The sequence below is a fragment of the Pedobacter alluvionis genome, from assembly GCF_003664035.1.
GTDB classification, from domain to species: Bacteria; Bacteroidota; Bacteroidia; order Sphingobacteriales; family Sphingobacteriaceae; genus Pedobacter; species Pedobacter alluvionis.
The window spans coordinates 364,172-377,930 of record NZ_RCCK01000010.1 but is presented as its reverse complement, the minus strand read 5'-3'; the positions used below and the strand labels follow the sequence as shown (position 1 = coordinate 377,930).

11 protein-coding genes are annotated in these 13,759 nt (G+C 40.6%); 5 read left to right on the top strand and 6 right to left on the bottom strand.

Annotation, left to right across the window (positions count from 1 at the left end):
- Positions 1 to 6: 6 nt before the first annotated feature.
- Genes mgtA through BCL90_RS01665 form a run of 3 tightly spaced genes read left to right on the top strand, consistent with a single transcriptional unit; the run spans position 7 to position 3,144 of the window.
- On the top strand, positions 7 to 2,712 hold the full coding sequence (gene mgtA / locus BCL90_RS01670) for a magnesium-translocating P-type ATPase (RefSeq protein ID WP_121282223.1): 2,706 nt from the start codon (positions 7 to 9) through the stop codon (positions 2,710 to 2,712).
- Complete coding sequence (locus tag BCL90_RS25540; protein ID WP_166792150.1) at positions 2,703 to 2,852, top strand: hypothetical protein; 150 nt, start codon at positions 2,703 to 2,705, stop codon at positions 2,850 to 2,852. The genes mgtA and BCL90_RS25540 overlap by 10 nt, the downstream gene beginning before the upstream one ends.
- Positions 2,836 to 3,144: a hypothetical protein gene (locus BCL90_RS01665; RefSeq protein ID WP_121282222.1), complete on the top strand. Its 309-nt coding sequence runs from the start codon at positions 2,836 to 2,838 to the stop codon at positions 3,142 to 3,144. The genes BCL90_RS25540 and BCL90_RS01665 overlap by 17 nt, the downstream gene beginning before the upstream one ends.
- A 76-nt stretch (positions 3,145 to 3,220) precedes the next feature.
- On the opposite strand, the gene BCL90_RS01660 is transcribed toward BCL90_RS01665, so the two are convergent.
- Genes BCL90_RS01660 through BCL90_RS01650 form a run of 3 tightly spaced genes read right to left on the bottom strand, consistent with a single transcriptional unit; the run spans position 3,221 to position 5,677 of the window.
- On the bottom strand, positions 3,221 to 3,676 hold the full coding sequence (locus BCL90_RS01660; RefSeq protein ID WP_121282221.1) for a pyridoxamine 5'-phosphate oxidase family protein: 456 nt from the start codon (positions 3,674 to 3,676) through the stop codon (positions 3,221 to 3,223).
- Positions 3,677 to 3,706: 30 nt separating this feature from the next.
- Positions 3,707 to 4,744 (bottom strand): alcohol dehydrogenase AdhP, encoded by a 1,038-nt coding sequence (adhP, locus tag BCL90_RS01655; protein WP_121282220.1) that lies wholly within the window; start codon positions 4,742 to 4,744, stop codon positions 3,707 to 3,709.
- Between the two features lie 57 nt (positions 4,745 to 4,801).
- Complete coding sequence (locus BCL90_RS01650; protein ID WP_121282219.1) at positions 4,802 to 5,677, bottom strand: universal stress protein; 876 nt, start codon at positions 5,675 to 5,677, stop codon at positions 4,802 to 4,804.
- A 568-nt stretch (positions 5,678 to 6,245) separates the two neighbouring features.
- Between BCL90_RS01650 and BCL90_RS01645 the strand changes: the two genes are divergently transcribed.
- Positions 6,246 to 6,722: a hypothetical protein gene (locus tag BCL90_RS01645; protein ID WP_121282218.1), complete on the top strand. Its 477-nt coding sequence runs from the start codon at positions 6,246 to 6,248 to the stop codon at positions 6,720 to 6,722.
- Positions 6,723 to 7,085: 363 nt separating this feature from the next.
- Positions 7,086 to 7,625, top strand: a complete 540-nt coding sequence (locus BCL90_RS01640; protein WP_121282217.1) for an AAA family ATPase — start codon at positions 7,086 to 7,088, stop codon at positions 7,623 to 7,625.
- A gap of 259 nt (positions 7,626 to 7,884) precedes the next feature.
- Here BCL90_RS01640 and BCL90_RS01635 read toward each other — a convergent pair whose 3' ends face one another.
- The 3 genes from BCL90_RS01635 to BCL90_RS01625 form a co-directional block, all read right to left on the bottom strand.
- Positions 7,885 to 9,114 (bottom strand): PepSY-associated TM helix domain-containing protein, encoded by a 1,230-nt coding sequence (locus tag BCL90_RS01635; RefSeq protein ID WP_121282216.1) that lies wholly within the window; start codon positions 9,112 to 9,114, stop codon positions 7,885 to 7,887.
- Positions 9,115 to 9,155: 41 nt separating this feature from the next.
- Positions 9,156 to 11,513: a TonB-dependent receptor gene (locus BCL90_RS01630; RefSeq protein WP_208529828.1), complete on the bottom strand. Its 2,358-nt coding sequence runs from the start codon at positions 11,511 to 11,513 to the stop codon at positions 9,156 to 9,158.
- 265 nt (positions 11,514 to 11,778) lie between these two features.
- The gene (locus BCL90_RS01625) at positions 11,779 to 13,629 is read right to left on the bottom strand and encodes a LuxR C-terminal-related transcriptional regulator (protein ID WP_121283417.1); all 1,851 of its coding nucleotides are present in this window, start codon (positions 13,627 to 13,629) and stop codon (positions 11,779 to 11,781) included.
- Positions 13,630 to 13,759 lie beyond the last annotated feature (130 nt).

Sequence of the window (13,759 nt, the reverse complement as noted above, 5' to 3'; positions counted from 1 at the left end):
ACACAGATGACAGTTGCAAAAGAAATCAAAAGAATCCTTCCCGAGCACAGAAAAACATGGTTAAATAACAACCAGGAAGCGGCGGGTACCAAACTACAAAATATTTCAAGAGCAGACCATAACTTTTATTTTGCCATTCTCGAAAGTAGCGAGGAGGGGCTTTCGGCCATTCAATCAAAGGAAAGGTTAAACCACTTTGGCTTAAATGAGGTACACCATGAGAAAGCGCCTACATGGGTTAAACAGCTTTTACAGGCTTTTATAAATCCTTTTATAGGTATACTGCTCATCATTGCCATCATATCTTTCATCCTCGATGTTTGGCTGGCCCCTACGGGAATGGAAGACTACAAAACCGTTACCATGGTGGGTATTATGGTACTGGCCAGCTCCCTGTTGCGCTTTTCTCAGGAGTACCGGAGCAACCGTGCTGCCGAGCAGCTTAAAAGTATGGTTAAAACTACCGCTACTGTTTTAAGAAAACTTGTAGGCAAAAAAGAAGTGGACATCAAAAAGTTGGTACCAGGCGATATCATCATACTTTCTGCAGGGGATATGATCCCCGCCGATTGCCGGATTATACAATCAAAAGATCTTTTTGTTAGCCAGTCTATGCTTACCGGAGAAGCCCTACCTGTTGAAAAAAGAAATCTGGTTATACGAAATGCGGAAAAAAAACCGCTGTTTGAGCTTGATAATATCTGTTTTATGGGTACCAATGTAGTGAGTGGCTTCGCTACCGCCATAGTGGTAAATACCGGAAACCAAACTTATTTCGGCTCATTAAGCAAAGAAATTGTAGGTAAACGGGCCGAAACCAGTTTCGATAAAGGGGTAAACAAGGTAAGCTACCTGCTCATCAGCTTTATGGTGGTGATGGTGCCCCTTATCTTCTTGATTAATGGGCTGGTAAAAGGAAACTGGTGGGATGCTTTACTTTTTGCCATTGCGGTGGCTGTAGGCTTAACGCCAGAGATGCTGCCCATGATTGTGACTGCTAACCTGGCAAAAGGCGCAGTGAATATGAGCAAGCATAAAGTGATTATTAAACGCCTTAATGCCATACAGAATATTGGTGCAATGGATGTGCTCTGCACAGACAAAACCGGAACACTGACCATGGATAAAATTGTACTGGAACGGCACCTGAATATTTTTGGTGATGATGATGAAGAGGTTTTAAAATGGGCCTACCTGAATAGTTTTCACCAAACGGGCTTAAAAAACCTGCTTGATGTTGCTGTACTGGAGCATGTAGAACTTCATGATTACCTGAAAGTTGAAGAAAGCTTTTTAAAAGTTGATGAAATCCCTTTTGATTTCCAAAGACGCAGAATGTCGGTGGTTTTAAAACAGCGCAATGGCAGGCACCTGCTCATCTGCAAAGGTGCGGTTGAAGAAATGCTCGATCTATGCAGCCATACTTTTAACCCGGGCGATGATAAGCAATTGCATATCGAATCGGATAAAGTAATGCCTATGGATGAAAACACAAGGCAGATGATTCTGAACACCTCAAAAAAATTAAACGCAGAAGGCTTAAGGGTTTTACTGGTTGCTATCCGTGAGTTTGACGATAGGGCTTTGAACTATTCTGTAATAGACGAAGATCAGATGATCCTGACCGGTTTTATCGGATTTCTTGACCCTGCAAAACCTTCTGCAAAAACTGCGATTGAGGCCCTGCAGAACCTGGGCGTTAATATTAAGGTACTTACAGGCGACAATGAAATTGTAACCAAAAAAATCTGTAGGGATGTAGGTATTCCTTACAACAGGATATTACTGGGTACCGAAATGGAAAAAATGAGCGATCAGGAGCTACAGGAACAAATTGCTGATGTTTCCATTCTGGCAAAACTCAGTCCCATCCAAAAATCAAGAGTAGTTAAAATACTGCAGGCAAAAGGCCATACCGTGGGTTTTATGGGCGATGGAATCAATGATGCTGTAGCCTTAAGGGATGCCGATGTGGGTATCAGCGTGGATACAGCAGTTGATATTGCAAAAGAAAGTGCCGATATCATCCTGCTCGAAAAGGACCTGATGGTTTTACGTAAAGGAGTAATCTACGGACGGAGAACTTTCGGAAACATTATTAAGTACATCAAAATGACGGCCAGCAGCAATTTTGGCAATATGTTCAGCATGTTGGGTGCAAGTGCATTTCTGCCTTTCTTACCTATGCTTCCGGTGCAGATCCTGATCCAGAACTTATTGTATGATGTATCACAGATCTCGATTCCCTGGGACAAAATGGATGATGATTTTATCAAAGAACCTAAGAAATGGGATGCTTCAGGAATCAGGAGGTTTATGCTGTACATCGGCCCAATCAGCTCCATCTTTGATTATGCCATGTTTGCCGTGATGTTCTTCGTGTTTAAAGCCAACAGCCCCCAGCACCAACAGCTGTTTCAAAGTGGCTGGTTCATAGAAGGTTTATTATCTCAGACCCTGATTGTACACATGATCCGTACACGGAAGATCCCTTTTATACAAAGCTGGGCAACTACGCCTGTGGTGGCGCTTACCTCGCTCATTATGGTTATCGGAATCTTTATTCCTTTTTCTCCATTTGCGGCTTCACTAAAAATGGAACCATTACCAATTACCTATTTCCCATGGTTAATCGGCATATTGGCTGCGTACTGCGTGCTCACACAATTCATTAAAACCCTGTATATCAAAAAATTTAACCAATGGCTTTAACCCGCTCCAATAAACTTTGGATGATGGCCATTATATACCTCATCCTAATGGTTGCCCTGGCAGACTGGCTGGAATATCATTTCCACAACAGCAATAAACATTCAATAAAGCAAACAGATCAATATGAAAATAAAAAGTAACTATAACCTTTTCATTCCGGCTTTGATTATCCTTATGGCGATAGCCAGTTCCTGTAAACAACAGGCTGCACCGGAAGAAACTACAAGCTCAATGCAACATGGAGATTTCATTATCATTCCAGATCATGATCCTTTAAGGGCAAAGCTAAAGGAAATCACGGTAGATACCGAAGCCTATCATGTACAAATCGCAACAGCGAGAACAGTAAAAGCCATCCCTACCCAATATAGAGCGAGATTTAAAGGTTGGGTTCAATTCCCACTCTCTCCGCCTGAAAAAACTAAAGCCTGAAATCATGCGATTTCAGGTTTTATTCATTTAAACATCCTGTCCTAATTCAAATACTGAGCATATTGTTTTAAACGGATCAATTACTCCTATCATTAACCTCAAATCTGCCCGTTTTCAGGTGCAGTACAATTTTGAACACGATAATTTCTTCATCATGCGCATCTGTTTTGCCTGTGCCATGCGATGGCTGCTCAGATGGTGTATTGGTTAAGGGCATCATCCGGTGGATAATGCCCTGCAAAACGTTTTGTTTTTCTGAAGTATCGGTGATTTCTTCAAATTTGCCCCAGCACACTACACTTTTCCAGTTAAAGGTGTCACGGATCTGGTCAATCTGGAAGCAAACCTGTGGGTTGCTTCTCATCATCCTGATTTTTTGTCCGGGAGCAGAATGGGCATAAACTGTACCGCTGCGGTACACATAATTAATGGGCACAATGTAACTCACCCCATGGGCGTGGCAGCCTAAACGACCTATATATTGCTCTTTAAGGAGCTTTTCAACTTCCTCTTCTTCTAATTTTCCTAACATTTTTCAAAAATTAATGTTGAATATTTATTACTAAGCTGTTCCCGAAATATCTAAAACAACCCTTCCCTCAATTTCCCCCATTTTCATCTGTTCAAATACTTCATTAATGTCTTCCAGTTTTGCAGACTTAATCTGCGCCTTCACCTTGCCATCTACGGCAAATTCGATGGCCTCCTGCATATCTTTTCTCGTACCCACAATAGAACCCCTGATGGTAATCCTGTTCAACACAGTATCGAATATGGGAAGGTCGAAACTACCTGGAGGTAATCCATTTAGCGATAAAGTACCTTTTCTGCGCAATGCGGAAAGCCCCTGACTAAAAGCGATAGGCGATACAGCAGTTACCAATACGCCATGCATTCCCCCTGTTTGTTTTTTAAGAAATTCCCCGGGATCCTGTTCGAGCGCATTAACTACAATGTCGGCACCCAATTTTCTGGCCATTTCCAATTTATCGTTTGAAACATCAATTGCAGCAACCTGAAAACCCATGGCTTTTGCATATTGAACCCCCAGATGGCCTAGTCCGCCAATGCCCGATATAGCAACCCATTCGCCTGTTTTTACTTCGGTTTCTTTTAAACCTTTGTAAACAGTAACCCCGGCACAAATAATCGGTGCCATTTCTGCAAAATTTACATGTGAAGGAAAATGGGCAACATACCTGGAATCGGCAATTACATATTCTGCGAAACCGCCATCAACACTATAACCGCCATTTTGCTGCTCATAGCATAATGTTTCCCAACCTGTTAAACAAAATTCGCAACAGCCACAGGCACTATACAACCATGGAACGCCAACTACATCGCCTTCTTTAACACTTTTAACATCATGCCCCATAGCGGCTACCAAACCGATGGCTTCATGACCAGGTACCAATGGCATTTTTGATTTTACCGGCCAGTCTCCATTACAGGCGTGCAGGTCGGTATGGCATACACCACATGAAATTACTTTCACCAGAATCTCGTATTGGTTGAGCGGTCTTACCTTAAGTTCTTCTATGGCCAGAGGTTCTCCATATTGATGGATAACAGCGGCTTTCATTGTTTTAGGATACATGTTTTTGGTTTAGGAATAGATTTGTACAATTAAGTTTTATACTATGATCGTCCGGCTTTACATCGGAATGCGATGTTCAGGCGGTAAAACCAGAAGCGGGATCTGAATATGATCAGACATGTTCAGCGTGTAGCTACCATTAAACAAGCGATAAAAAAAGCCGTGTTTCCGGTGTACCATCGCTAGCATATCGATCTGACCATTTTCTACTATCCAGTCCAGGCCATCCTTAACCCGCTTACTGTTTACATGCCTGTGGTAGATATTTCTATAGTTGACTCTGTCGGCAACCCGATTCAAAAAACCTTCCATTGTTTCTTTGTAAACTGCCGGATCTGATGTTGAATTACCTGTATGCATAATGAGTATATCGGCATTAAAAGGTTTTGCAAATTCGGCAAGCGCACATAAAACAGGAATGTCACTGTGGCTAAAATCGGTGGCGAAAGCAATTTTTTTAGGCTTCCTGAACTGGTAGCCTGTGGGGATCAATAAAAGCGGTATTTCGCGCTCAATCATTTTTCTGGCATTACTGCCGATTAAAATTTTGGAGAACTTGCTTGCACTGTTTAATCCCATTACAACAAGGTTCATTTTACATTCGGTAAAATATTTATAAACCTCATCATCCACTTCTCCACGAACAGATCTCGCATACACTTCTGGTTTAAGGCTATAATCTTGATAGGCAGCTTCATATTTCTTTTCGACCTTATGAAGCAATTTCTCCAATGCTTTTTTAGCGTCATCTTCCATCTGGCTGTACTCTTGATAAGGCCATACCATCGATGCTGCAACGGGAGAGACCACAGGAACCTGAAAAACATTGAATAGTTCTATCCTCGCCCCAATGTTGTAGGCCAGATCAGTTGCATAATTAGCTGCGTTCTCTGCTGCCGGAGAGAAATCAACAGGTACCAGGATCTTTTTCATATTGCGCTCTGTTTATTAGCATAAAGTTTGTAAAAAAACCATGTTAAAAATATGAGCAGTATCAGCTATTTAAATGATTTACAAGCAAATACTGAGAAGAACAGTAATTCCAAAGATATAATTGGGTTGTCATTTCCTTTGCCTGATCAAAAGGGTTCCAGGTGTTTTAGATTTTTTAATTTGAACAATTAATGAGTTAACGAAAGCACAAGTCAGGCCTTGTTCCGGCTAAGTACCAAGAGTTGCGCTAGACTGGGAACCCCAGTTGTTAAATATTTATTTGTAGCCGACATACAACATTGGGTTGACAAACTTGTCATAATAAGTAGTGCTATCAAAGTATTCTACCAGAGTACATAACGTATTATAAAATCAATTAAATGAAAAAATCTATTTTAAATTCTAAGCTCAATGTTTTTAAAATTCTCAATCATTACATCTTGTAAGAAGGAGATTAACAAAGATGACCTGATGTTAAAATCAGATTATGAGCAGAGTTCAAATCCTGGTGATCCAAGAACCCGTTTAAACGGTACAGCCACATGTACAGGTCTTCAATCCAATTAAAATGATAAAGCATATCTTATCAACATTCGTTCTTTTTGTGATTTGGCAGGGAACATATGGACAGGTCTCGGCACCATATCTCTCTATGAGTTTGGAAACTAAGGACAATAGAGCCCGTTGGCAGCCTATGCATAAAATGCCGGCTGGCGATTTCACCTTGGAATGGTTAAAGTCTGGTGACATCCTTGTTTCATACAATAGAAATGAGGCTCCAACCAAGTACTTAAAGGAAACCAATTTTAGCTCCAAAGAGCTACAAAAACTTGATAAAAAGATTTTGGGATTTAGCTTAAAGGGGATTTATCTGGATCCTGAACAGCCACCGGAATTTTATTATGTAATCTATTTTAATCCGAAAATGAAAAACTCTATTTTACTTGAATTGCATGCCATACTTGGCCACGTTGTCTCTGCAACTTATTATTCAGATAAAAAGATAAATCCATTTCAGAACAGGATTTATAGCACTCTTAAATAAATAACACTCTGGCGGAGTATAATTATTGGGAATGTCACTAAAAATGTTTGTTTCCTGCTTTTGGTGATTTATTGTGTATTTCAGTGAAAGTGGCTGTTCCTTAATTTGATAGTAGGCCCAACGTCTACCAATAGGCTTATTGTTAAAATCGAAGCAGGATCGCATATTAACACGTTGAGAATTATGGAAAGCAGTGATGATAAACTTATACTCATAAGCGGGTCGCGAACAAGTGCTCTTGATGACCCACAATCCATTAAATGTACCTTTTTAATGAGAAGTTATCCAAAAGAAGATGCCTTTAACCTCACCACATTACAAGTTTTAACAAACCGTTAAAACAATTTGCAATATCTTTATTCCATGAAAATCCATATTCTTGGTGCATCCTGTGCAGGCTCTACCACTTTGGGCGAAACGTTATCTGCCCGGTTAAATATCCCCTACTTTGATACGGATAGTTTTTTCTGGGAAAAATCTGCTGTTCCGTATACCGTAAAGAGAGAAGCCCAATTACGGAGCCAGTTGCTTAAAGACGAATTAAGAAAATCGGAAAACTATATTGTTGGCGGCTCGCTGGTAAGCTGGGGCGAGGAATGGAAACAAATGTTCGACCTTGCGGTTTTCCTTTACCTGCCAAAAGAAATCAGGATGAAACGCCTGGTGCAAAGGGAAATAGAACGTTATGGAAATCAGATTTATGACGATGCGCAACGGCACAAATTATTTCTGGAATTTATAGATTGGGCATCAAAATACGACGACCGTTCTTTTACAGGCAGAAATATAGGGATCCACGAAAATTGGCTGGGAAGCCTGAACTGCCCTGTAATAGAAATTGCGGGTGATACAACGGTAGCAGAACGGTTAAAACGTATTTTAGAAGTTGTTGATCGCGGTTAAAAATCCTACAATCAATATTTGTTATCCCGAGGTTCCATTTTCGGGTCGATGAAAGAGCTTTCAGAACATTTCTCAACATCAGCAGCAATCTCTTACTCTGTAAGGAAAACGGGTATAAATAGTTTCGAATGTTATGTCTGCAAACTCAATTGATGAAAAACCTATATTCCGTTCCTTACGGAAGTAAGGAGTATGTTTAGCAGGATAGCGCCAAGCTTTGTAAACTTAATGCTAACTCCCCCCGTTGCTACCTGGCCAGCTACTCCATGGATTGTTCTAAACCCGATTTCTTTTTCTTCTTTTTTCCCCATTTGCGGTTGTACCAGATAATTACCCCGGTAACAGGCAGGCTCGCACCAATAATACAGGCAATGAAGGCCAGGATTTTGGTTGGCAATCCCAGGATCTGACCGGTGTGGATATCAAAATTCATACGAAATATTTTCTCTCCTACTGAGAGTTTCTCATAATCAACAGCCCTATCACTCTTCCAATGCAGTTTTTTCAATGTTTTTCCATCATAATAATGAATGCGGGAATTATACAGGATCGTTCCGTCTCCAAAATTGACCGATACACGGTAAGGTTCCTCTGCTTTTTCTGGTACACTGATCCAGAGGGTACCTATTTTCTGACGATCGTATACGGTATTCATCCTGCTCCACAGTAAATCTACAGGCTGCTGATACTTGATCTGGGTAATGGTGGTATCCGAAAGTGGCGGCTTTTCGTACGCCGTTTTTTCTTTCCATGTCAGCCCGCTGTAAATCGCTTTTTCAAACCACTCAAAAGTAAATACAATCCCTGTAACAGTAAGCAGGATCACAAAGATGAAGCTATAAAATCCAAGCACATTATGCAAGTCAATGTTCAGCCGCTTCCATTTGGCATCCCATTTTATTCTGAAACTTTTTTCCCTGGTTTTGTTAGTCCATTTTTTGGGATACCACCAGATCAGACCGGTAATGAGAATAACCAGGAACACGATGCAGGCAGCACCTACGAGTGGACTTCCTATGTTTCGGGGAAGCCAGAAAAAACGGTGTCCGGCCCTGATGAAAATAAAGAAGTTTTCTGATGCGGCAGATGCCCGTTTGTCTTTAATAATTTCGGCTGTGTAGGGATTGAGATAAATCTCAGCAGATTTTTCATCGGGTAATCCATAGGAACACATCACCGATCGACCAGCCCGGCCATAGGTGATACCCTGTAGAGTAATTTCAGTATGGTCTTTTGCCCGGAGATAGTTACCTGATTTGGCAATCAGCACCGAAGGAGCCAGAAAAGGTTTTTCCTGAACAGGTACACGCTGATACTTTTCGGTAAAATGCCAGACTTCATGGCGCCATACCCAGATTCCACCAGTCAGACAGACCACAAAGACAATGACTCCAGAGCTAAGTCCAAGCCAAAGGTGCAACCATTCGACGACGCGCCGGAACGTAGATTTTCTCGGTTTAGATGGGCTTTTCGGTTTATCTGTAAGCATATTATAAAAACGGGAGAGGCTCAGCGCCTCTCCCTGGTTACTTAAAATTTAAATGACAAGCTGGCCATTGCGTTTCTTGGTGCCTGCGAGTTTCCGCCAAGGTCCCAATATTTTCTATTGCTAATGTTGTTCAGCTTTAAACCAAGCCTCCACTTAGGCTGCTCATAAAATAAGGTGGCATCATAAACCGTATAAGATGGCATGTAGAAAGTATTATCGGTAGTGAAGAAATTATCATCCACATAATTGGCGCCGAAACCCAGCCCCAGCCCCTTTAACTTGTTCTGTAAGGTATAGGTTACCCAAAAGTTCGCCACATTTTCTGGCGAAGAAACTGCTTTGTTACCCTCTATGGCTGGATTGCTTGATTTTACGATGCGGTTATCATTGTACGCATAACCTGCAACAATACTCAAGCCCGCAACTGGATTCCCAATCAGTTCAAGATCGATACCTTTACTTTTCTGTTTTCCGTCCTGGAACGTAAAATTGGCTTCTACACGGGTCGCATTATCGATCGCAATATTATAATAGCTGGCTGTAGCACTTAATTTTTTATTGAAAAGCTCTGCTTTTATACCGCCTTCATATTGAACGGCATAAACCGGATCGAGAACTAATGTACTTCCATCGGGTTGTGTTACAGGGGCAAGATTCTGGAAGCCATTCATGTAGTTACCAAATAGCGATACCTTATTTTTAACCACCTGGTAAACCAAGCCCAATTTAGGAGATAAAGCCGTTTGCTTAAATCCTTCTGTAGCGGCCACTTTTCTGCGTTCGAACCTGTCCAAACGCAGGCTTAACATTGCCGAAAGCCTATCAGTGAAGTTAACCACATCAGAGGCATAGGCACTCCAGGTCTCCTGGTCTGCTATGGCAGAGGTATAATATATAAGTCCTGCATCAACTGCCTTTCTTCTTATCGGAGCAAAGGTTTTGGTTACATCTATGTTATCAAGGGTAAGTACATTTCCTCCTGCACGGCGACTACCGTCATAGAATCTATAGTTTAAACCGCCCAGGAATTTATGTTTTATTCCACCGGTTGAAAACTGACCGTTTATATTCTGCTGGATATTGGTATAGTTATTCGAAATCGGCCCCCATAAACCCACCTGTCTGGTTACCTGGCTTGGTGAGGTCCAGTTTGCATAAGACTGGTAGCTATAATCAACGTCTTCAACTACAAAAGAGAATAAGGTTGTCGATTTCCAATTATCTGAAATTTCATATACTGCCTGTGCAAAGATTTTTGAAGCAGAAGTTTTACCACTATTGTCATCATGGAACATAGAGGTCTTGTAATCCAATAAAACCTCTCCAGGAGTCTTTATCCCTGAACTGGCGGTATAAGTGTTGTAGGTACGGCGTGTATTGTTTGCATTAAAAAGTTCTGCATCCAGGTTAAAGCTAAGCTTGTCAGATACCTTATAGGTCAGCGTAGGTGCAATGGCATAGGTATTATTGAAACCGTAGCTCAGGAAGCTGGCTTCTTTGTTTACCGCCACATTGATCCTGAACAGTACAGATTTGTCTTTGTTAAGCGGGGTATTCACATCAGCAGTAAGACGGTTCAGGTTGTAACTTCCGCCTGTGTAAGAGATTTCCACACCAGCACTATCAAAAGGTTTCTTGGTTACCAGGTTTACCACACCGCCAAATGAAGAAACAGAAGAACCAAATAAAGTGCCCGAAGGTCCTTTCAGTACCTCGATCCTTTCCACATTGGAAATATCAAGTGACGAGCGGGTAGCAGATGTCTCCATGCCATTTCTGGCATTAACACCGCTGATGAAACCCCTAAAGGCAATGCCCACGCCCCCCGCAGGAAAGTTATAGGCCACCGCGCCCGGAGTATTCTGAACGGCACTTTTAATATCAACGGTAAGCTGTTCTTTTAAAAGTTCCTTGCTAACCACACTATATACCTGCGGATTTTCAAGATTTTCCAGTGGCATCCTGGCTACGTAATCGGTTTTCTTACTGGCCAGTTTCTTGCTTTTGCTCGACAGGATATGTACCTCTTCCAATTGCTTTGAAGTTTCAGAAAGTATAAAACTTACCTTATTTCTGTTGCCTGCAACCAGATTCACCTGCTGCTCCAGCGCCAAAGAAGTTAGCGCTTTGGCAACCACTTTATAACTTCCCAATGGTAAACGGCTGAATGAAAACTCACCCCTTTCATTGGTCATTGTACTCTTAGTTAATTCCGGAATGGATACTGTTATGAAATCTGCCGGTTTCCCATCTGCCGTTTTTACGGTACCACTTAGCATAGCAGTCTGCGCGCCTGCAGTAAATGATAATAATAAAAATACGGGCAATAATAGAAACAGTAGTCCTCTGTTTCTGAAATAGAATCTCTCGAAACGGCACTTTTGTAGATTTTTAAGCATAAAAAAATTGGTTTATTTGATAATTGCGCAAATCTAAATTATTTATTTATAATCATACTAAATAAAAATAAATAAATCCGTGAGTATAACGAAAGAAAAATTTTACTTCTGGCCTGTTTCCATTTTAGATTAATTTTATCCTGATACAGATAAAGGTAAACTGATATCGGTGTCCGGTACCAATAGAAAAGCAATGATACTAACTGACGCATCCCCTAAGGGATAAATCGCAAAAGATGTTATTCTGAGCCTATTGGAAGAGCATTTACCCTAACTGCTGCAGAAACAGATTCAAATCCTCTTCTTTTCCCAAACCCAGCTTTTGTTTAATCCGGTAACGGCTCATGCGCACACTTTTCGGTTCGATACCTAAACGGATGGAAACCTCTTTATTGGTTAAACCCATTAGCATATAAGAACAATATTTTAAATCAAGCCGCGTAAGTGTCTGGTTTGCTTTCTCTTGCAGGCGTTCAAAAAAAACAGGATTAGTATCAAAAAAATCTGTCTTATATTCCTCAAATTCTTTATCCATCCTTTTCTGCTGATTCACAATCCGTTTAATCTGCTCATCAAGCGAAAGATGGCTTCCAATATTTACCTTTTCTGGTATGAGCTCCAGTAGTTCATTTTTTTCTTCAATTTGTAAATTACTGGCCAATACTTCTTTCTCCAATCGCTCCTGACGCTCTTTAAGTAAAACCTGCTCCGTTTGAAGTTGCATAGCTTCCGCCTCTTTTAGCTGTGCCTTTAATTCTGCGGCCTTTTTTCCCTGGTCGATCAGCTCTTGTTTTCTAATCGATGCCTTGAGTTTATAATTATAAGAGATGAGCAGTAAAAGCAAAGCGGCAATCCCCGTCAAACCTGAAATGATGTAATAAGCATTCAGTTTTTTTGTATACTTGGTCTGTTGGTGTAAATAGGCTATCTCCTGCGCTTTTTTTTCAGATTGATATTGAGCTTCTATTCTAATGGTGCTGTTAATTTTTTCTTCATCAAAAGCCTTTTTATAATAATTAAAATATTGCTTCAAATAGTTTAAGGCAGTCTGCTGGTTACCCTTTTTTTCGGCAATAGTTGCAAGCCCCTGGTATATCCGTGCCTGAGTTAAAGGCATTTTTATTATACTGCCAGAAATTTTACCCAATCCGGTGAGCAATAGATTTTCTGCTTCATCATAATTTCCGTCGCGTAGCGCATATTCGCTTCTTAATCCATAGCAGTTTAGTAAAACCTCCAATAAATTTGTTTTTGTAGCAATACCCATTGCGATATCGACATATTTTTCGGCACTATCGCGATATGAAGGCGGAAAGTATTGAAAATAAACATTGGCGGTATTTAAAGCTGCCGCAGCAGTATTGCTGTAAATAAGCATACGGCCCTCCTGCTTTTTTGAAAGCTGAAGTGACTTTTTATAGGTAAACAATGCAGAGTCGAGCAGATTACGTTTTAGCGTATTAAGCTTAAAACGGTCAAAATAAGTTTGTCCGATAGTAAGATAGGCATTATTTAACAGGTCAATCTGTTTACTTTTTATTGCACTTAAATAACATAAACGGGCGTATTTCTGCTGTTTTGATGGATCATTGCCATAGCCATAAAAACTGGCCAGATAATGATATATGGTACTTTCGTAGTCATCTGCATGCTGACCCTTTAAAAAATCAAGTGCCTTAAGCAACTTTGCCGCTGATTTATCATTATCATCGTTCACCAGGTCTAACCAACCACTTCTGAACCATACAAAACCCAATGTAACGCGGTCTTTTGTTTTATGTGCATAGTACATGGCACTGTCTAAACTTGCATAGGCACTTTTCAAGTCCTTTTTCCACACGTACAAATGAACCAGTGTTGCGTAGGCCATGGCTTTACTCTTCCCGTCCTTTAACCCTTCTCCAACCTTAAGGGCCTCATTGGCTTGCTGAAAAGAAAGCTGAAGGTTTTTTTCAAAATTTGCCTTGGCCAGTTTGCAGAGCAGATTTGCCTTTTCCTCTTTCGAAATGCTGTTCTGTGCCAACAAATGATTTAAGGAATCGATATAGATCTTTTGTGCTTCGGCACTTTTAAAAAAAAATAAAAGACAAAGTAGGATACTCGATATTTTTTTCATTGGTAGCTGCATAATCAAAAATAAAAAGAAACATTTTACAGGAACAGAATTACAATAAATAATTGAAATTAAACTGTTTTAAAGGTTTTTTGTAGTCTCCTTGTAGACACTATTTCAAAAATTGGTAGTC